The sequence below is a fragment of the Bacteroides cellulosilyticus genome (assembly GCF_020091405.1).
Lineage (GTDB): Bacteria > Bacteroidota > Bacteroidia > Bacteroidales > Bacteroidaceae > Bacteroides.
On record NZ_CP081903.1, the window covers coordinates 1,542,101 to 1,564,219 of the forward strand.

Below are 22,119 nucleotides of genomic sequence, written 5' to 3' on the forward strand. Positions count from 1 at the left end.
AACAATGAAACAGATATTAGCAATATTGACATTGATTGCCTCGCTGACATTCACCTCTTGCGAGGACTTCCTGACCGAGGAAGTGCGTGGGCAACAAAATCTCGACACCTATTTCCAAAGTGTAGAGGAAGCCGAGTCATTCATCACCGGTTGCTACCAGGCTATCACCTTCGGTGGCTGGTGGAACATCAATACGGTGTGGTTACTTTCTGAAATGTGCAGCGACGACGGTTGGATGGGAAATACAACCCAAAGCCAGAGTGATTATATCTCTTTAGCACATTATCAGGGTACAGGACAGAGCAACGGAGCCATCTCAAACTTCTGGCAATACCGTTATAAAGGCATCTTACGCTGCAACGTAGCCGTAGAACGCATCTCACAATCCGAGTTCTCGGACGAAGACATGAAGAACCGTCTGATAGGTGAAGCCCGTTTCCTGCGCGGATACTTCTACTTCGAACTGGTAAGAAACTTCGGCGGTGTACCTCTCGTTACGAGCTTCCTCTTGCCCGAAGAGATACAAGGCATCACCCGCGCTTCTGCCGAAGATGTATATAAGTTCATTGAAGATGACCTGAAAGCTGCTGCCGACGCTTTGCCAAAACGTAGTGAATATGCTGCCACCGATATGGGACGTGCAACCAGTGGTGCAGCCTTAGGCCTGCTGGGTAAAGTTTATCTCTATCAGGAAAAGTGGCAAGAGGCACATGATGTATTGGAAACCGTTATCGACAGCAAAGAGTACGAACTGCTTGATAACTTCGGTGACGTATGGAGTGTTGATCACAACAACAGCAAAGAGAGTATGTTTGAAGTACAGTATATGTACGACGGTACATATTCATTAGGCGGTTCACTGACAATAATCACCGGTGCACGTAATGGTCCCGGCGACGGATGGTCTTGGGGGCAACCTACTGCCAACCTCGAACAGGCCTACATTGATGCAGGTGATACCGAACGCCTCCGCTGGACTATCATCAAAACCGGATGTACCGAAATTGCCGGCGAAGATAACTTCGATAAGTTTATTGAAAACAGCAAAGACATGGCTAATTACAAGACTTATATCGAGAAATACGGTTGGGATCCAGATTGCTATATAATTGACCCTGCACAACATAAATCGGCACGTATCGTCCGCAAATATTTCGTACCTATCGAAAAGCGTCCGGAAGTGTACAATACAGACAAGATTCCTTTGGATCACCGCATCCTGCGCTATGCCGATGTATTGCTAATGTATGCCGAAGCATGCAACGAACTGGGTGATGATGCTACAGCACGTAAATACCTTAACGAAGTACGTAACCGCGTAAACCTGGCCGATGTGAAATCAAGTGGCAACGATCTCCGCAAGGATATTCGTCTGGAACGTCGTTTGGAATTAGCATGGGAACAAAACCGTCTGTATGACATCCGCCGCTGGACCGACGACAATGGCAAAAAGGTGATTTCCAATCTGCTGGGAACCAATGGTACTTTCGTTAAGTATAACACAGATGCCGCTACCCGCGACCTCTATGAATGGGAGAATCAGGGCGAAGCAAGTAATAAAGGCGCTGGCTTCGATGAAAACCGCGACATGGTATTCCCCATTCCTTTGTATGAAATCACAATGTCTAATGGTTCTATCGTTCAGAATCCGGGTTGGAATTAACCCCGGTGAATGTCTAAATAGAATTCTTCAATAGGTCTTTATACTCTGTCGCGGATAGTTTCATAACAGATTATCCGCGACAGTCTTTTTTTAAACCATCGAATATTTATGAAACTAAAATATTATTTCACTCTGCTGTCCCTGCTTTCCTTTATGGCTTGCAGTGACGATTCTCCTTCTACACCCGATACCCCCGATCAACCGGATGTACCGAATAGTGTAGAGAAACTGGTCACCATTAATGCCGGAAAAACCTATCAGACTATCACAGGATTCGGTGCATCAGACTGCTGGAATCCTTCCTATGTAGGTAAATACTGGACCAACAGCCGTGACAAAATCACCGAATTGCTCTTCTCTTCCGAAATCCAGGCAGGAAACCCCAAAGGTATCGGTCTCTCCATGTGGCGTGTAAACCTGGGTGGTGGAACTGCCGAACAAGGCGATGCAAGCGGCATTACCGATAAATCCCGTCGCGCAGAGTCATACCTGACAAACGATTTGATCCTTGATTGGAATCGTTGCGAAGGACAACGTTATTTCCTGAACCGTGCTAAAGAGTTCGGTTGCGAAAGTATCGTCCTTTTCAGCAATACACCACCCGTACAATATACACAGAACGGCAAGGGTTTCTCCAACCAAGGAGGAGTATCAAACCTGAAAAACGATTGCTACGATGACTTTGCCGCTTACATGGGCGATGTAGCTCAATACTACATAGATAAAGGTTATCCTGTGACGCACATCTCACCGGTCAACGAACCGCAATACAACTGGGATGGCGGACAAGAAGGAAGCGGCTGGACCAATGACGAAGTTGCCAGATTGGCCCGCGAACTGGATGATGCCTTAACCGAACGTAATTTGTCTACCGATATCCTGCTCGGTGAATCGGGCGACTGGGAATACTTATATAAGACCAAAGACGATGCCAATCGCAGTAACGTTATGTCTGCCTTTTTCACCCCCGGCTCGTCAGCTTATGTAGGTGACTTAAATCATGTAAAGAAACTAATCTGCGGTCATAGCTACTGGACCGATGGCACCTGGGACGGTATGCGCAGCGTACGTAAACAAGTGTCACAAGCAGCAACGCAATATGGTGTAGATGTATGGCAAAGTGAATGGAGCATGCTGGGAGACAACTACAGCAACACAGAATTTGCAGGATATGACAATGCTACAGAAATGGATATCGCATTTTATATGTCGAGAGTGATACACAATGACCTTACTGTAGCAGGAGTATCTTCATGGAGCTACTGGACTTCCATGGACGTAGCCCGTTGGGGACATAAAAACCGTTTTCTTCTGATATCCCTCGTACCCGGTGGAGGAATCAACGACAACAATGACAACATAGAAAAAGAAGGTACCTTCCAACCCACAGCGACCCTTTGGGTATTAGGTAATTACAGTCTGTTCATCCGCCCCGGATACCAACGTATCAACATGCAGCTGACCGAATCGCTCAACTTCTTTGGATCGGCATGGCTATCCCCGCAAGGAGATAAAATAGTAGCTGTTTTCACCAACATGTCCAGCAAGAATGTCCGCCTGAGCGAAACTCATGAAGGATGGAGCAACGAAGCTACATCAATCCGGACCTACACCACTACCAATAGCAAAAAACTGACAGAAGCCACCGTATCTGCCGGAGAATCTGTACTTTTGGAAGCGGAAAGTGTAACCACAGTAGTGTATAATCTAAAATAATCACCCAAAATGAAAAACGCTATATTCACGCTGGCTGTACTCATGACAGTCCTGCTCACCGGCCTCCCGGCACAGGCGCAGGTTTCATTTGGTAATGCCACCAAATTCAATGAAGACTGGCTCTTCCGACTAACCGATGACTCAACCATTGTAAATCCCGCCTTCAATGACAGCGAATGGCGCAAACTCAGGCTTCCACATGATTGGTCTATTGAAGGGCAACTTTCACCTTCTTTAGCAAGCTGCACCGGCTACTTACCTGGCGGAATTGGCTGGTATCGCAAACATTTCAAGATCACGGATAATGCCCCACGCCATTACATCTATTTCGAAGGGGTATACAATCGCAGTGAAGTCTATTTAAACGGGCATCTGCTCGGTAAACGTCCTAACGGTTATATCTCATTTCTCTACGACATGACTCCTTATCTGAAAGAAGGGGACAACGTGTTGAGCGTACGTGTGGATCATAGCCGCTATGCTGATTCCCGCTGGTATACAGGATCGGGGATATATCGCGACGTATGGCTAATTGCCGCTCCCGAAATACACCTGGCACAATGGGGCATAGGTTGGCATGCTACTTCTCTGACCGACCGGCAAGCTACCATAGCCGTAGATATGGAAGTACAGAAACACATAACAACCGGCAACAGACTTGAACTTTCGGCTACACTATACGATGCTACCGGCAAACAAGTAGCGCAACGGCGCACTCGTGTTTCTGATGGCAAAGAAGGTATTACTAAAGAAAATCTCACACTGAAAATAACTAAACCCCACCGTTGGAATCTGGACGATCCTTACCTTTATACACTAAAAACAGAATTGCTCAGCAATGGAAAACGTATTGATGAATGTGAGACTAAAGTAGGGCTCCGTACACTGAAGTTTGACCCCAATAAAGGATTTGCGCTCAATGACAACTGGATGAAAGTCAAAGGTGTATGTCTGCATCATGATGCCGGTGTACTCGGTGCCGTAGTACCTCCGGAAGTATGGGAGCGTCGTTTGAACAATCTGAAAGAGATAGGTGTAAATGCCATCCGCATGAGCCACAACCCACAGGCTCCCGTCGTATATGATCTATGCGACCAACTGGGACTCCTCATCATGGATGAAGCATCCGATGAATGGGAATTCCCGAAACGTAAATGGGTAAAAGGCTGGAATAAAGGTGAACCCGCCTATGACGGTTCTTTCGATTTCTTCGAAGAATGGATTGAACAGGATGTAACCGACATGGTACGCCGTGACCGCAATCATCCCTCCATTTTCATGTGGAGTATTGGTAATGAAGTAGATTATCCGAATGATCCTTACTCACATCCCATTCTTGACGGATCAACCATCAATCAACCCATGTTTGGCGGTTACAAACCGGATGCTCCTGATGCTATGCGCATCGGAAAGATAGCCAAACGACTGGCTGCATGCGTCCGTGCTGTCGATACGTCACGCCCCGTAACGGGAGCACTGGCAGGAGTTGTCATGTCCAATCAAACAGAATATCCCGAAGCCATCGACGTAGTAGGATACAACTATACTGAAAACCGTTATGATGAAGATCATGCCACCTACCCCGACCGTGTCATTTACGGAAGTGAAAACGGTTCGGGACTTGATGCATGGTATGCTGTGAAAAACAAAGAGTTTATCTTCGGCCAATTCATCTGGACGGGTACCGACTATCTCGGTGAATCGGGCGCATGGCCCTCACGCGGACTATATACCGGATTGCTCGACTTTGGCAGTTTCCCCAAACCCCGCGGACACTTCCGTGCTTCCTTATGGTGCGAAAAACCGGTTACTTATGTGGGTACTTATCCCATACCGGATCGTTTTAAAAACTCCCGACGCACCTTCCTGTCGCCCGATGCATGGGATATCTGGAATTATGATCCCGGTCAGGAAATACGTGTAGTCTGCTATACCAATGCCCCACAAGCACGTCTGTTACTTGATGGAAAAGTGCTAGGTGAGATGAAACCCTATGATGAAAAGACAGGTATCATCTACTGGGATATTCCCTATCAGGCGGGTGAGCTGAAAGCCGAAGGCTGCGATAAAGACGGAAATATATTGTCCAGCTATTCCATCAAAACCTCCGGTCGTCCCTACGCTCTCCGTGTAAGTGCCGATCGTACCAATCTATCCTGCAACCGTGCTACAGCACATCTCATTGTAGAAGTGATAGATGAAAAGGGTGTCGTAGTGAAATTAGGCGACAATGACATTACTTGCACCATCGAAGGTCCGGCACATTTACTGGGGCTCGAAGGTTCCGATAACAGCGACATGAGTGACTACACCGATAATCACCATCGTGCCTTCCACGGACGCCTGCTTACCTACCTACAGACCGTCGGTGAAAAAGGTCAGATTCGCGTAAAGTTTACTTCACCACTTTTACGAGGAACAGAGATTGTCTTGAATGCTAAATAATCCTCTAAAAACAAATATTTATATGAAATACAAAGTATTATTACTCGCCCTCGCCGCAATAACTACTTCGTGTTCCCCACAAGCAGATATAAACTATCAGATTATTCCCGAACAGCCTCAGCAAACCATGGATCATTTCAGTGCTTCGGATGCCTGGAGCATGCACATCATAGGCAAATGGCCTCAGGAGAAACAGGACCAAGTAGCCGACTGGTTGTTCAGTACAGAAAATGACGCTAACGGAAAGCCCAAAGGAATCGGGCTTTCTCTGTGGCGCTTCAATGTAGGTGCAGGAAGCACGGAACAAGGCGAAGCCAGTCAGATAAGCTCCCCTTGGATGCGTACCGAATGTTTTCTGCAACCGGACGGAAGCTATGACTGGGACAAGCAACAGGGACAGCGTAATTTCCTCCGGTTAGCAAAGGAACGTGGAGTCAATAAATTCCTTGCTTTCCTAAACTCTCCACCCGTTTATTTCACTCAAAACGGGCTTGCCACCAACACCGGACGTAACGGCACACTGAATCTGAAAGCGGAACATTATGAAGACTTCGCCCGTTTCCTGGCAAATGTGATAAAAGGAGTTGAAAAGAAAGACGGCATTAAGTTCGATTACCTCTCCCCTTTCAACGAACCGGACGGACACTGGAATTGGATAGGTCCCAAACAAGAAGGCACCCCGGCAACAAAGAAAGAAATTGCCCGTGCCGTACACCTCATCAGCAAAGAGTTTGTGAAAGAGGGTATTGATACGGAAATCACCATCTGCGAAGCGTCAGACTATCGTTGTATGTTCTCCACACACATGACAAACCATGAACGTGGATACGAAATACAATCTTTCTTCTGTCCCGACAGTGTAGATACTTATCTGGGAAATACCCCGAATGTCCCCCATCTCATTGCAGGACACAGCTATTGGACCAATACGCCTTTAAAAAGTCTGAGAGATTACCGTCGTCAGTTACGTGATACACTGGACAAATACAAAGTCGACTTCTGGCAAACGGAAACCTGCATTATGGGGAACGATGAAGAAATTGGCGGAGGCGGTGGATTTGATCATACAATGAAAACAGCTCTCTATGTGGCCCGTATCATTCATCACGACATTGTTTATGCAGGAGCACGTAGCTGGCAGTGGTGGCGTGCCATAGGAGGTGACTACAAAGACGGATTGCTACGCGAATACACTGATCCCGATCTTCATGACGGTAAAGTGGAAGACTCTAAATTATTATGGATATTAGGTAATTACAGCCGCTTTATACGTCCGGGAGCTGTACGCATGTCTATTAAGGCAACAGACAAATCCGGACAGGTAATCCCGGAAGGAGATACTGATCCCCAAGGGCTCATGTGTTCTGCTTATCAGAATACAAACGGACAATGGGTAATGGTAGTTATCAACTACGCTGATCAGGAGAAAAATTTCACTTTCAAAGTGGATGGTCCCAAAGTAAAGTCATGGCAAGGCTACCGCACCTCAGATGAAGCAGGTGAAGATCTTCTACCCATTAAGAAACTGAAAAATGAACAGATAGCAGTGATTCCTGCACGTTCCGTTATCACTTTTGTTTCTCAGGATTAAAAGATTTCACCACAGAGTGACACAGAGTATCACTCTGTGGTGAATCTCTATTCTTCCGGCCGACCAAATCCCTCGCAGACATTCAAACGATGAATATCTACCACTGCACTTATTTCTCCCATCTTCCCTAACAATGTTTCCGCACCATTCTGAATCTTGAAGTTGACTTCTTCTTCGTACAGTGGAATCATCTGATAGAAATTCACTTCTTCCCCATTAGGCAATTGGCAAACAGCAGCTCCTTCTCCCACATTCTCCGGATTGATCAATAATACACTGGAAAGCTGAGTATTCTCTGCAAACGGTTTCCCGTTGGGTACAGAATGCCCCCAACCTAACCAAGAGTCCTCTTCTAACGGCAGACGGGCAAGTATCTTCAGCCAACGTAGCGGCCAGTAATTCTTTTCTTCATGGTCAGAAATATTCCAGTCGGCAGGTAAATATACCACTATCTCCGCACGCTCCAACTTATACTCAGCCAGTTCCTTGGGTACATTCATCCGATGGGCACCCATGCCCGATGTGACCAGCGTGTAATAATTCCTCTCAGCCGTCGGCTCGACAATAAAGATATCCACATGGATATCCGGTGAAGCGATCTCATGGAACACATGATCCGAATGACCGAAGAACTTGTCAATATGCGCTTCAAGAGCATCCAATTCCTCCTCTTCGTACATCTCAGGATGAGGCAAAACACCATTCTTACAATTTTCAATATACTCCCTCGCATCTTCATCGCTGGGATCCAATTCCAATGAACGTTCAAAGGCTTTCTGTGCCCTATCCAGTTGATTCAGATAATAATAAGCATAACCCAGCCGATAGAACCAAAGTGCGTCTTCCTTACATTCTTCCTTTACTGAAAGGAGCTGTTCAATGGCTTCATTATAATTCCCCTGATTATTGTATGAACGCGCCAAAAGTCCCGTCAACTCAGCAGTCCTCTCCTCTTCAGGAACTTCCAGGATGGCGTCAATTATCTTCTGTTCTTCATCGTCCGCATTCCATTGTTCTATTTGCTGGAGCAATTTATCATGCTTGTTCGTTTTAGTAGCAGTCAGATGATCGATAAAGTTGGCTGAAAAGCCCATCGCTTCATCCTTTCCCTCGCACGAAAGGGTAAACAGGGTGAACTGATGCTCAGTGATAATCTGGCATTGGCACACATATTCATCATTGTCTTCCTCTTCTTCTCCACCCAGATCATAAAGCCTGCACTTACCGTTTTCAAAAAACTTCTCCTCAATCAGCACATTCTCATCGTCTTCCAGATAGTCCGCTTCGTCATCGGGCATAGAATACGCCAACATCCGCACTACATGCCAATTTTCGTCTTCTCCATCATAATACCCGCGAGAATCATCCTCTTCAAAATAAAGGTAATTACCCGGAAGATCAAACTTCAGATTTCCTAATGTATAGGTCACTTTGTCCTTGCGATAACCAATCGGAAATTCACTTATGAAATCCGGCAATGCAGAAACATCTACCGGCTCCTTTTCCGCCAAACGACAAAGCAACAGATAGTCTTCTTTCGGGAAAGCAAGAGACGTATCCATTGCGGCAGCCTTCTCCAGGTTTTCTATAATGAACGAATTGATTTCCATGTCTTCTTCACTACGTGCGGAAAGCATAAAATAGCAATCTTCCCACAAGGCACTCAAAGCCGTATTCCGATAGAATAATGCATCACGCTCTTCATTATTCCACATGAAAAATTCGCTTGCCAACCTCTCGATACCCTCATCCTTTATCCGTTCGATGAAATGCTCCGGACATATTCTTCCGAAAGGAGATACCACCGTTCCTTCTATCTCACGGGGCATGTACTTATTACAATCCCAACAAATGGCAGACATGCTGCAATTCTCTTTCATACGTTCACAGCAGAGTTCTACAATGGCGTTCAGCCAACGATAGAAATGTTCGGAACGCATCCGCTCAAAGTCCCTGTGTTCATAATATTCCGTATCGTCCTCCACCTCAGTAGAGGAGTCTCTCAGTTCCACCAACTCGTCAACGATATCTATCGCAGCCTTATGAAAACCTGCTCCCAACAGGTTAGTCTGACAATCACCTATGACAGCTATATCATCTTCTTCCTGTTCATAATTGAAGAATATATTTCCTAAACGGCAGACTGATAATTCAGAATAATCTTCTGTATGACTGACAGATGCCTCGTGCCGGGCAGCAACTACATCCAACAATTTCTGAAATGAAGAAACGCTTTTGCATTTCGTTGTTAATCTGAAACCTATACTCATGGTTGCGATATATTTATAGTTATGGATTCATTTTTATTCCTCAGACTCGTCATCCTCCGTTTCATACAGCCTGAACAAATCACTACCCTGAAGGAAGTCGGAAAGATAGAAGTGATATTGGGGGAGAATGTGAATTCATAGTCTCCACCCAGGTTAAAATGCACATCCTCATCTATCAAATTCGTACCGGCGGTAACAAACTCAACAGCATCACCACCGTCAAGCTGCCCACGGTTCTCAACAATCCGGGAGAGCTCCTCCTCGTTATCGGTAAACCACTTCCAAAAGTCCTGCACCCGCTTCCGGAAAGGCAGAGCTTTTTCATATTCACCCAGGTTGTCATATGCACATGCCAGCAAACCTGTAGCTTCAGAATCTCTTTCTTCAGGCGAAATCTGTCCTAACATATCAACAATTCTACCATGCTCGTCAGTTTCTGTCCAAGCATCAATTTGTTTCCTTAATGTTTCATCCATTGTTCATTGTGGTTTAATGATGTCCAAAGATATAAAAACTCAGTTTATTCACTCTATAAACTGCCATAAAAAATTACAATTGGATAATGGCTATTTTATAGAAGCCATGACAAATTGCAAATTCCATTCTGTCAATTTGCTTTTCCAAAGAACTTTTATTTAGTATTTATTCAGGAAGATACCCAAAAGGTAGGACAAATGTCATTATATTCATAAGAGAAAGAGCAAGAAGTACAAGTCTTTTCTTTATATTTTAAAGACTGTTTTTCAAAAAAAAACGGCTATGGAAAAAAGCATTTTCCATAGCCGGGTACATATAAAACAATACTTAATTATTTATAACCTGTATTCTGAGTGAACTCTGTTTTATTTTCAATTGCATCCAAAAATGTCTGCGGAAATGGACGTACCCAATGGTGTTCATCAACATTAGCCGCATTAGGATTACATTTCTTTATTCTTTTTACAAACTGCTCTTTACCAAAACGCTTTAAATCAAACCACCTCAGTTGTTCCCCCGCCAATTCTCTCGCACGTTCATCCAAAATAAAATCAATATCTTGAATCTGTGACAGGTTGACACACATATCTTCTTCATAACCGGCAACTGCACGAGTCATACGTAGCTTATTCATATAATCCAAAGCATCAGATTTATCCGTTTGAGCCCCAGCTTCTGCTACAATCAGATACATTTCAGCGATACGAATCATAAAACCGTCCCGCGTACTTCTATCTTCATCTTTAGAAGCACGTGCAGGGTCTGCAAACTTACATAACTCTAAAGATTGCTTCATGTTTTTAGTAGAACCGTCTGCATTATAAATATCATTTCTATCAAACAGCTGGTAACGGTTTTCTGCCCAAGCACGTTGTGCAGCAGTTGCTTCCCTTTTAATTATATAAATAGCCGTATCAGCCATTGCCGTGTACTTACCTTTTCCTTTCTCATTATTCATGATCCATAGATGGCGGAAACTGCCACCATAACGTTGATCTCTTTCCTCATCAAACAAGTCAATCAAATAACGGGTTGGCATGTAACGGTTAAACGGACGTCCATACTCTATGGAACGTGTCATACCCGGTTGATCATCATATTTCATGCAGAAAAGCAGATGCGCATTATTTCCTCCATTTCTGATAACCGGTTTATCATCCAATTCCGAATTATACAGCTGATTTGTTGAATAATCGACATACCATATTACTTCATTATTGGAATTTCCATCACTGTTCTTCATGTCCCAGATAGAAGCAAAATCTTTAGCCAACTCAAACGGACCATTGTCTATCACATCTTTGGCCAAATTATAAGCCTGTTCATACATCTTTGCATCCTTCGTTACACTAGCCCGCGTCAACAGTAGTCTGGCTTTAAGTGCTTTGGCAGTCCATACCGTAACTCGACCACCATCATTCTGCTGGGTAGATAATTTACTTGTAATAGCCCAGTCCAGATCACTAAACATATGCTGATAAATATCACTTACCGATGTTTTAACCGGATTCATTACGATACTGCTTGAAGGCACATCTATGTAATAGGTATCTCCAAATGTTTCAGTCAGTATCCAATAATAAAATGCACGCAGTACTCTGGCTTCCGCCTCACGCTTATTCAATGTTGTAGCCAATGTTTCATCTTTCGATGGATTAGGTACAGTTTCCGCATGATAGATTGCGGTGTTGCACCAGTTTATAGCTGCGTAGAATCGGTCAAAATAAAAGGTACATGCAGAATTGGTACCATCAAGCGACTGCGTATATGCCGCCATATTATTATCCACACATCCGGAAGCTGCAGCTATAATATCCGTTCCGGTTTCACTCAAGCCAATGGCATCTTCTTTACCTGCCCAAAAGCGCAATGGGGTATAACATGCATTCACGATGGCATTCAACCCTTCTTCCGTATCATAATATCCCCCTTCGGAAGTTACATCACTATAATTGGTTTCATCTAAGAAACTATCACAACCACTTCCCAGAAACAGCATCAACGATGCTACTAATAATATACTTTTTTTCATAATGTTATTCCTTTAAATACTGAATCGTTTATCAAAAATCCAAATTGATACCAAACACAAGTTGCTTGGTCATAGGGAATGAAATACCTCCTCCACGTTCCGGATCATAATTCTCAATACTACTGAAAGTGAAGAAGTTTTTAGCTGTTGCATAAATGCGTACGCGGTCCAGTCCTATATTCTTCAGTGCCTTTGCCGGAAGATTATAAGCTAAAGTTATATCTCTGATTTTCACAAACGAGCCTTTTTCATATTTCAAGGTTGAAGAATATCTGGTTTTTCCGAATCCGTAAAAACGGTTAGGACGTGGAAAATCGTTTGTGGGATTTTCAGGAGTCCAGTAGTCTACATTCGAACTGTTTTCCAATCCGTCAGGTTTATATCCTCTATTAAATTCATAATCGATCCACTGACCTAAACGGCTGTAAATGAAAAACGAAAATTCAAAATCATGAATGGTAAAAGCATTATTGATACCAAAAGTCACTTTCGGACGTTTACTGTAAATAACACGGTCTTCGGGAGTAATTTCCCCGTCATCATTCGTATCCTGTATCTTTATGTCACCAGGAATCTGCCCGTTCTTAGCAGCTTCTTCCGCTTCATCTAATTGCCAGATACCAATTTTCTTGTAATCGTAAAACACCTGAAACGCTTCACCTACAAACCACGAGTTAGCCTCATCTCTCATTGCTCCTGATGCCAGTTCTTTTATTTTCTCCTTGTTGTGAGAAAGCGTAAAATCTGTGCTCCAGGTAAAATTCTTCTTTTGTATATTTACTGAGTTTAGCGTTATATCAATACCAAAGTTTTCCGTCTTACCAATATTTTCCATCACATCAGAGTAACCATTAGTTGATGGAATCTTGCGATTCATAAGAACATTCCTCGTATATGATTTATAAACGTCCAGAGAACCTGACAGACGATTATTGAAGAGCCCGAAATCTACTCCCAAATCGAATACAGAAGTTGTTTCCCACGTCAGATTCTTATTCGACATAGTCTTAGGATACAGACCACTGGCCAGCTCATTATTGAATGAATAAGTAGAAGAGCCCAAAAGACCTATCGTTTGATAAGGATCAATGGCTGATTGACCGGATTCTCCCCAACTTAAACGAAGTTTCAAGTTGGATAAATTATCAATGTTCTTCAGAAAAGCTTCTTCATTCATTCTCCACGCTAATGCAACAGATGGGAAATACCCCCACTTATGTCCACTGGCAAGTAATGAAGAGCCGTCTGCGCGTAAAGAAGCTGTAAGGATATAACGGTCCATAAACTTATAATTTACACGTCCGAAGAAAGAAGCCAAATTCTCTTCCTGTAAATAACTGTCAATCATAACTTCCTTGGTGTTTGATGCCAAGTTATGATAGATGTTACCTCCATAAGTCTGACCTTTACCTGAAGCCAATGTATATTCTTTACTCTTATAAATCGTACTGGTACCACCCATTATCTGAAAATCATGCTCTCCCAATATCTTCGAATAGGTCAGGATGTTTTCCCAGGTAATACCCGATTGAATAGTATGTTCTTTCAATGATTTACTGTCTTTACCTTCGCCATCCAAAGAGTTTGCCGAGCAATAATACCCTCTTCTTGAATTCTGAGCATCAACCCCTAATGTTGTTCTGAAAAGAAGATCTTTTGTGATATTCCAGTTCGCATACAAGCTGCCAAAGAAGCGGGTACCTTTCGTGTTATCCTTTATTGCCCCCTCCACATCATCCACCAATGGATTGGTCTGAGAATTGTATCCCGGTGCCGGGAATCTTACCACTTCTCCATTTTCATCATAAGGTTTTGATAATGGAACAATCTTATTACACATATTCAACGGATCACGGCGTGTGTTTTGATCCTTATAGGTATACGTGATGCTTGTGCCTATTTTCAGAGTTTTCAGTAATTCATGATCCAATGCTACCCTGGCATTCAATCGTTTATAATTATCATTCTTGAAAAGTCCATTCTCACCTCTATATCCCAAGGAAATATTGTGTTGTGTCTTGTCTGTACCTCCCGATATGGATAGTTCATAATTCTGATTGAAACCATTGCTCATCATTAAGTCACGATAGTCAGTAGACACTCCTTCTCTAACATATTCCAATTCCTGTGCCACTGTAAAAACCTGATCATCCGGCAAATATTCATTAGTTGTCTGGTCACGGTATGCTTCACGTTTTAACTGTGCATATTCAGCTCCATTCATGATAGATGGATAAGAAGAAATCATATTAACAGAAGCAAAAGCATTCAGAGAAACTTTTGATTTTCCTGTTTTTCCTTTCTTAGTAGTCACGATGATAATACCATTTGCACCGCGTGTTCCGTAAATGGCAGTCGAAGATGCATCTTTTAAGACTTCAATAGATTCGATATCCGAAGGATTAATATCCAGAGTTGTACCATAATCTACTCCATCAACCAAGATCAGAGGTTTATTGCTGGCTTTTAATGATCTCTCTCCACGAATGGTGAAACTCAGATCAGCTCCTGCCTTACCTGAAGAAGAAGTCAGGTCCAATCCTGCAACCTTTCCCTGTAAAGCTTCCAAAGCATTGGTTGTCGGTATAGCTGTGATATCCCGTGACTTTACGGAAGACACAGCACCCGACAAGTCCCTCTTTTTCTGTACACCATAGCCTACAACAACAACTTCATCCAAAGCCTGTGCATCTTCTTTCAAGGTAATGGTAAATGACGTCTGTTTTCCAACCGGTATAGACTGAGTCAGATAACCGATGTAAGAGACAACTAAAACATCTTTCTCCTTCACATTCGGAATGGCAAATTTACCATCCACATCCGTAATAGAACCGTTACCGGTTCCTTGCACAGATACATTGACTCCAATCACCGGCTCTCCGGTAACATCTTTCACAATACCGGAAACCTGGTGTGTCTGAGCCAGAGACAACAAGCAAAGCATGCTAAACATCAAAGACATACATGCCCTTCGAATAAATACATTCTGATTCATAAAAAAGTGCTTTTTAAATTAGTAAATAAGGTATTTGTTTTTCTATTCATAATGAAAAGTTGAAGGTAGCAGGAGTATCTGCTTTTAACGCTATTTCCTGTATTTCCGCTTCCCCCAATTGAATTTTTACGTTCTGATCTATTTTAGATAATAGAGTGACTTTCACTTCTTTTTCATTCCATGACAGCTCTTGCACTATAATTCCACCTCTCAAGGCTACTCCGTTTATATGCCCACTGCGCCATTGCCGGGGCTTGCATGGTAAAAGGGATATCAGACCCGGTTCCGAGTAAACCAACATTTTCATCACTAAAGACGGGTATCCACCGCAGATGTCCAGATTGAATGTCTTTTTAGGATCGTGGGTTGAAACCATATTATTATTCCAATAACTGTTTCCCAACCAAATCAGCATATCATAAGCCGTCTCGGATTCACCTAAAGCACACGCAGAGAAAGCCAGTTGAATCATACCGAACGCCATGATTCCGCCATTGTCTTGCCGGCGTATTTCCATCCTACGATTAACGGCGCGCTTACATCCTTCTACCAAATCCTTATCCTTCATAATGAGGGGGTCATGAAAATCATACAGTCCGAATAAGTGAGAAGCGTGACGATGTTTATGATTGTCCTGCAAGTCCTTCCACATCCATTCTCTGATTTCTCCATTCTCATTCAGCATATAAGAAGGCATTTTGGCCTGCATAGACTCCCATACCGGAATTTTATCCTGATTGACACCCAGAATCTGACTGGCTTCTATAACTGAGCGCAACAAAGCATTAGCTGCCATCACATCCATCGTAGCATTTATACAAGCCTGGCTGGGATGATTTACCGGATGATTTTCCGGAGAATATGAAGGATTAAAAACATACTTCCCATCAGCCCCTTCTTTCAGGAAGTCTTCATAAAACAAGGCAGCCTGTTCCATGAATGGAAGTGCCCGTTTCTGCAAAAACTCTTTGTCCAGGGTATACATATAGTAGTCATAATAGAAGAGTGAGTACCATGCCGCTCCGGTCACCCAGAAAGTCATCGGCCAGGTAGCATCAAAATGATTATTTAAGCCATGTGAACTAAAACGTGACGGAACATGAATACCACGGCAGTTATAAAGCTCACGGGCATTTACCTTAAAATCTTCCATATATGCTTCCAGTCTGTCAAACAGTGGCAACATCAGCTCCGGAGTATTAGCCTGCAAATAATGGGAAATAACAACCGGCAGATTTCCATTAGTCGTATAGTCACCGGACCAGGGAGGAGTCATAGTAGCTCCCCAGATACCTTGAAGATTAGGAGGATTGATGCCTGTGGCACAAATAACATTATAACGTGCAGCATCGAAAATCCTCTCTATTAAAGCCGGATTGGAACCACCTGCTTCCAATAACTCTTCGGAAGATTTCATCCGGTCTTCTTTAGAGGCACCCAAATCAATCGATACACGCTCAAATAATTCTTTATGGATTTTCTTATGCGCATCCAGTAGTTCCGCATAATTAGTAGGATATAAACTGAGGTCTTTCATCATATCAGGTACTTTCGATATTTCCATATTGTCAGAAGGTTCAACACGAGCTAATATCAGCACATCCGTAGCACCATTTATGACTATTTGATCCGAGCTCATTTCTATATCCCCGTCCATATTCACTACTTTCACTACCCCTTCATATCCCTTAAAGCTTTTTCTGGATTCAAATTCCCAAGGCCTTTCGTACCATGCTTTAAAATAAAGTCCGTTTTCCATTACACCGGATTCAACTTTATCAATGCAGTTCTTCTCACTTAATGTAAATTTCTTCTTACGGCCTGCATCATGCCTCATTATCTGTGAAAGATTCAATGTGGTATGGATAGAGCCTTTTTTTGAAGATAACCGTAGGGCAATCACATTGTCCGCTCTGGAAATAAATAGTTTACGCGAATAGATTCCATTATTATCCTCCCATTTAACCTCTACTTCGCCCGTAGTAAAATCCACAGTCCTATTATACTCCTTCACAGAAGAAGTATCGCTTGAAATGTTGAATTGAAATGCCGGAACAAAAAGGTCTGTTGCGTGTTTACCTTGATACCCCTCGGAATTAGCCAAGTCGACAATAAACTTAGAAGCTTCCGTAAATTTACCATCCAGCATCATTTGCTGAATCTTCTCCAGGTTCTTTCCCTGACTGACAGGCTTTCTCGGAGAGTGAATAGGTAAATAGAGCAAAGCATGGTTAAGAACAATAGATTCCCTGTATGGGTCTCCCATTACCATAGCTCCCATCACACCGTTTCCGGTAACCAACGATTCTTCCCAAATATTAGCCGGACGATTGCTATGAAATCCCCGTTCCGGAACATTACCAACATCATTGATTTCTGTTTTACAGCTTAACAAAGAAAAAACAGCTACACAGCAAAGAAAAAATATTCTCATAGTACTTTCATTTAAAATATTGTTATATAAAAAAATGCCCACTAAGCTCGTATTGCTCTGCGGGCAAAGGTAGCACGGGGGGAACAGACACCTGTGCATTATTTATGTGATTCTGTGCACTATTTATATTAGTTCTTTATCTTATATTCACTCGGAGTACAATTCTTCAACTCTTTAAATACCCGACTAAAATATTGAGAAGAAGAGAAACCACTCATGTATGCTATCTGGGATATATTGTAATTTCCTGTTTCCAATAATTGTATAGCTCTCTTTATTCTCATATCTTTTACAAGCTCAATGGGAGATACCCCCAAAATAGATTTCACCTTCTTATAGAAAACAGAACGTCCAATATTCATACTATCAGCCAAGTCTTCGATTTTGAAGTCAGAATCTTGAAGCCTTTCTTCCACAGCCTGAATGATTTTATGAATGAAGTCTTCATCATAAGAGGTTATTTGCGGTACCGACGGAGATAAGTTTTCCAAAATATCATCCTGATTTACCACAGGCTCTTTACCGGCAACAGGCAACACTTCTTTCATAAAGTGTTCACGCAATATGCTGCGTTGCTTTAATAATGAAGAAATGCGCGCACGTAAATACCCGGAACTGAATGGCTTTGTTATATAATCATCCGCCCCATATTCCAAACCTTTTATGCGGTCATCCAACGTAGCTTTCGCCGATAATAAAACAAAAGGAATATGGCTTACATTATAGTCCTTCTTTACTTCTTCCAGCAATTCTATACCATCCAAACAAGGCATCATAATATCACTGATAACCAAATCCGGAATTTTCGACTTGATTTTCTCCAGCCCTGTTTTCCCATTTTCAGCTTCAATCACGTGATAATCTTTCCGAAGTATATTCACCATAAAATGTCTCAGTTCCTCATTATCTTCCACTACTAAAACCGACATACCTTCTGCTTCTTCATTATTTTGCGTTATGCCGGAATCCATCGGCATTGAAGATTCGGAATCATTTAAAATGAACTCAACATTTTTATCGGACTCAAAAATCTCATGTTCTCCTGGCAGGGAAATAGAGAAAGTACTTCCATACCCCAGTTTACTATCCACCGTAATCGTCCCATGCAGCATATCAACCCATTCTTTTACCAAAGAAAGCCCGATACCGCTTGATAAGTTAGCGTCTGTCTGTCCCAAGGTTTCGAAACGTTTAAATAACATATCTATTTTATGCAATTCAATTCCATTTCCCTCATCTTTAACCTTAATAAGCAGATTCTTTTCTTTAAATTCAAGAATCAAATCAATATTCTTCCCATCCGGAGTATATTTAAAGGCATTTGACAGTAGATTAAACAATATTTTTTCCAGTTTATCCATATCTGTGTAAAGAGTATAATTATCATAAGGACAAACAAAATGGAAATCGATATTCCGCTGATGGGCCAAGCCCGTAAAGTTATCATAGATTTTTTTAGACAGTGTTACAACGTCCGCCTGCTCAATATACAACTTCATTTTGTTGTTCTGTATCTTTCTGAAATCAAGCAATTGATTGATAAGACGCAGCATACGGTCAGTGTTCTTCTTTGCAAGCTGTATGTTTTCCTGTCCCTCATCACTTAATTTCTCCCGATTAATAATCTCTTCTATAGGGCTTGCAATTAAAGTTAGGGGAGTGCGCAATTCATGAGATATATCCGTAAAGAAACGAAGTTTCAAGTTGGTAAGTTGCTGTTCAAAGTCCACTTTCCGTCTCAAGTTAAATATATAAGCAAAAGTAGCAGAGATCGCCAGAATTACCACTACTATTAACGCTATATATAACAGCCATGCCCAGCCTGTCTCCCAGAAGATAGGTTTCACATGAATAGCCAGCTGTGCCGTATTTTCCACCCAAAGCCCATCTCCATTCGTTGATTTCACTTCTAAAATAAAGTCTCCCGCCGGCAGATTCACCAAACTTGCCGTACGGCTATTTCCTATGTAGTTCCATTCTTCATCTATATTTTTCAGCCGATAGGCATATTGCAAATGCCCCGAACCTGCAAAATCCAAAGCAGCAAAAGTAATTGAGACATTACGCTCATCCTTTTCCAGCGTTAATTCCCGATTGGTAACAGGAGAAGATCTTTCCTGTTTATAATTCTTTCGGGTCCTCACATCCGTGAAAACAATATGTGGAGCAAACGGGCTTTTTTTGAGTTTATCCAAATCCAAGTATAAAACTTCCCTGTTCAAAGCTACATACATTCCATTGTTTTTATCCCTGATGAATGGTATTTCAGACACGGCCAGATGAGAATGGAAATAAAAGCGATCATAAGTATCTATAGTATTCTCAACCGGATTATATTTACAGATATGATTCTCAAAATTAATCCACAACTCATTATCTTTCCCTTCTGAAATAGTATAAGCCATATCGGAAGGCAATCCATTTAGTTTATTCAAATGGATAAATTCGATATTATCACATAGAAGGTCTTTAGAACTTACCAGATTTAGTCCACTACTATGAGTAACTACATAAATATCTCCTTTACGGCTTTCAAATACATATACTACATCATTATTACTAAGACTATTGGCACGTTTCGTTTCGCATTGATTCAGATTAAACTGTATTTTTTCCCATTGATCCGCATTTGTAGAAAAAGTCAGTAGCCCATCAGTGGTTCCCACCAGCATTATTCCTGCTGAAGTACAAAGCAGACTCCGCACCCTCAGATATTTGTTCTTGGGATAGAGTTCCAGTCCATTTTGATAATGCGCAAATTTCAGATTGGGAAAGCTGCCCTCCACTACATTCAATCCTCCCCCATACGTTCCAACCCAAATGTTTCCTTTTGTATCCTGACAAATAGAAAAAATAGCATCAGAACTCAATGAGTTTTTATCTTTCTCATTGTGTTTGAAATGATAAATCCGGAACTTTCCCGCTTCCGGAACTGCTACATAGATTCCTCCTGTCCTGCTACCCATCCATATCCTGTGCTGCTCATCCTCAAAAAAGCAATAGATATCCGCACCAAAAACAAGTTGCTTGTCTTTTACCAAATGCCCATCCCGGCTAAGATTACCGCAATACTCATGATTATCATTGTAGATTTCTATTCTTTCACTTTTATCAGCCACCCATATTCTCTGTTTGGAATCAACAAACAACCCGCGTATCTTATCATTGTGCCCTGTAGAGAAGTAGCTGTAACTCTCATTTAAGAAGGTCAGCTGATCGACACCGGAATCACAGCTTAACCATATATTTTGCTGATTATCTATCAGAAATTTCCTCCCGGTTGCATGATAATATGTATGTTCTCCATTTATGTACGTATAGCCTTGCTCAAAAACATTCGTTATAGGATTGTAAAATGAAAATTCGCCATTTGGAGCCAATATCCATATACGTCCGTAATTATCCTCATGGATAAAAATATTCGCTTTTTCCTTTTGGCTCAAAGGATAATTTATAAAGCTAATGCTTTTCTGTTTTAAATCACACCGGATAACATTTTCCTTTCCGTTAATCATCCACAGTATGCCATTGTTTGAAAGTAAATGATAAGATGGCTGTATGTCAGGATGATTCTCATTCACCAAAATGCTTTCTGCATGGTTGTTTTGAGTATCGTAGATGATTATACCCCGATTAGTCATAATACCCATTTTCGCATTAGGTAGTTCCAACAAGTCTATGATACCGTAATCAGTTTCTTTTATGGATATCTCTTTTATTCCTTCTTCCGGTGTATACGTTACCAATTCTCCATCCGGAGAAGACATATAAAGGATATGATCAATACATATTGCATTATTAAAATTCCGGCTGTCCGATAATTCCCGTTTTCCATAGACAAAGCATCCTTTATCAGTCAATACCCATTCATTATCATGAGCATCACGTACGACTGAATAAACACGGTTACCATGTTGCGGAACAGAACCGGAAGGAAGGAACATAACTCCTTTATCTTTTTTATACATGGCTTCATCAATACGCCATAAATTACCGTCAGAAGCTATTATCCATATGATCCCATTTGTCAATGGAATCATTTTCTCTACCAACTTGCATTCCTCTATCTGTGGATGATAGACAAAAATATCATTGAATTTTTCCTGGCGCACATCAAATAGATAAACCTTATCATCGTATGTATGACACCACAAGGCATCATCGGCTCCTTTGACAATGCTTACTAATCTATTGTATTTTAGTTTTGTATCATCTGTAGGATACGACTTATAATTCTTAAAAGTATATCCGTCAAACTTTTCCAGTCCATTCCATGTAGCCAACCAAATGTACCCATCATTATCCTGAAGCATATCCTGCACAATATTTTGTGACAAGCCATCTTCTATTGAATAATGCCGTACGTTGATCATCTCTTGTGCAGACAGTGCAGGAAGCAGATGACACCATATTATGGTCAGTAATAATTTTACTTTTGTATTCATCATAGTATAAGTAAGAAAGATTAATGTGGAGCAAATTTATTCCTTTTTTGG

The 22,119-nt window shown here is 41.9% G+C and carries 10 protein-coding genes; 4 read left to right on the top strand and 6 right to left on the bottom strand.

Annotation, left to right across the window (positions count from 1 at the left end; genetic code table 11):
• Window positions 1–4 precede the first annotated feature (4 nt).
• The 4 genes from K6V21_RS05290 to K6V21_RS05305 all read left to right on the top strand — a co-directional run bounded on the left by K6V21_RS05290 (window position 5) and on the right by K6V21_RS05305 (window position 7,415).
• Window positions 5–1,663, top strand: a complete 1,659-nt coding sequence (locus K6V21_RS05290; protein WP_224321093.1) for a RagB/SusD family nutrient uptake outer membrane protein — start codon at window positions 5–7, stop codon at window positions 1,661–1,663.
• Window positions 1,664–1,771: 108 nt separating this feature from the next.
• Window positions 1,772–3,379, top strand: coding sequence for a glycoside hydrolase (locus tag K6V21_RS05295; protein WP_224321094.1), 1,608 nt, complete (start codon window positions 1,772–1,774; stop codon window positions 3,377–3,379).
• A gap of 9 nt (window positions 3,380–3,388) precedes the next feature.
• Window positions 3,389–5,824 carry a sugar-binding domain-containing protein gene (locus K6V21_RS05300; protein WP_224321095.1) on the top strand — a complete coding sequence of 812 codons (2,436 nt, stop codon included), beginning with the start codon at window positions 3,389–3,391 and terminating at the stop codon, window positions 5,822–5,824.
• 22 nt (window positions 5,825–5,846) lie between these two features.
• On the top strand, window positions 5,847–7,415 hold the full coding sequence (locus K6V21_RS05305) for a glycoside hydrolase (RefSeq protein WP_224321097.1): 1,569 nt from the start codon (window positions 5,847–5,849) through the stop codon (window positions 7,413–7,415).
• 47 nt (window positions 7,416–7,462) lie between these two features.
• On the opposite strand, the gene K6V21_RS05310 is transcribed toward K6V21_RS05305, so the two are convergent.
• From K6V21_RS05310 to K6V21_RS05335, 6 genes are all read right to left on the bottom strand, one after another.
• The gene (locus K6V21_RS05310; RefSeq protein ID WP_224321098.1) at window positions 7,463–9,685 is read right to left on the bottom strand and encodes a suppressor of fused domain protein; all 2,223 of its coding nucleotides are present in this window, start codon (window positions 9,683–9,685) and stop codon (window positions 7,463–7,465) included.
• Entirely contained in the window at window positions 9,682–10,161 is a 480-nt protein-coding gene (locus tag K6V21_RS05315) for a hypothetical protein (protein ID WP_224321099.1), read from the bottom strand. The genes K6V21_RS05310 and K6V21_RS05315 overlap by 4 nt, the downstream gene beginning before the upstream one ends.
• Window positions 10,162–10,493: 332 nt before the next feature.
• Window positions 10,494–12,194, bottom strand: coding sequence for a RagB/SusD family nutrient uptake outer membrane protein (locus tag K6V21_RS05320; RefSeq protein WP_118434336.1), 1,701 nt, complete (start codon window positions 12,192–12,194; stop codon window positions 10,494–10,496).
• A gap of 31 nt (window positions 12,195–12,225) precedes the next feature.
• Window positions 12,226–15,189 carry a SusC/RagA family TonB-linked outer membrane protein gene (locus tag K6V21_RS05325; protein ID WP_224321100.1) on the bottom strand — a complete coding sequence of 988 codons (2,964 nt, stop codon included), beginning with the start codon at window positions 15,187–15,189 and terminating at the stop codon, window positions 12,226–12,228.
• A 46-nt stretch (window positions 15,190–15,235) separates the two neighbouring features.
• Window positions 15,236–17,623: a glycosyl hydrolase family 95 catalytic domain-containing protein gene (locus K6V21_RS05330; protein ID WP_224321101.1), complete on the bottom strand. Its 2,388-nt coding sequence runs from the start codon at window positions 17,621–17,623 to the stop codon at window positions 15,236–15,238.
• A gap of 128 nt (window positions 17,624–17,751) precedes the next feature.
• Complete coding sequence (locus K6V21_RS05335; protein ID WP_224321102.1) at window positions 17,752–22,071, bottom strand: hybrid sensor histidine kinase/response regulator transcription factor; 4,320 nt, start codon at window positions 22,069–22,071, stop codon at window positions 17,752–17,754.
• Between the last annotated feature and the right edge of the window lie 48 nt (window positions 22,072–22,119).

What these genes read in the sequence shown, in the direction of transcription:
- K6V21_RS05290 (WP_224321093.1), top strand. Translation starts at nt 5, where the DNA reads ATGAAACAGATATTAGCAATATTGACATTGATTGCCTCGCTGACATTC.
- K6V21_RS05295 (WP_224321094.1), top strand. Translation starts at nt 1,772, where the DNA reads ATGAAACTAAAATATTATTTCACTCTGCTGTCCCTGCTTTCCTTTATG.
- K6V21_RS05300 (WP_224321095.1), top strand. Translation starts at nt 3,389, where the DNA reads ATGAAAAACGCTATATTCACGCTGGCTGTACTCATGACAGTCCTGCTC.
- K6V21_RS05305 (WP_224321097.1), top strand. Translation starts at nt 5,847, where the DNA reads ATGAAATACAAAGTATTATTACTCGCCCTCGCCGCAATAACTACTTCG.
- K6V21_RS05310 (WP_224321098.1), bottom strand. Translation starts at nt 9,685, where the DNA reads ATGAGTATAGGTTTCAGATTAACAACGAAATGCAAAAGCGTTTCTTCA.
- K6V21_RS05315 (WP_224321099.1), bottom strand. Translation starts at nt 10,161, where the DNA reads ATGGATGAAACATTAAGGAAACAAATTGATGCTTGGACAGAAACTGAC.
- K6V21_RS05320 (WP_118434336.1), bottom strand. Translation starts at nt 12,194, where the DNA reads ATGAAAAAAAGTATATTATTAGTAGCATCGTTGATGCTGTTTCTGGGA.
- K6V21_RS05325 (WP_224321100.1), bottom strand. Translation starts at nt 15,189, where the DNA reads ATGAATCAGAATGTATTTATTCGAAGGGCATGTATGTCTTTGATGTTT.
- K6V21_RS05330 (WP_224321101.1), bottom strand. Translation starts at nt 17,623, where the DNA reads ATGAGAATATTTTTTCTTTGCTGTGTAGCTGTTTTTTCTTTGTTAAGC.
- K6V21_RS05335 (WP_224321102.1), bottom strand. Translation starts at nt 22,071, where the DNA reads ATGATGAATACAAAAGTAAAATTATTACTGACCATAATATGGTGTCAT.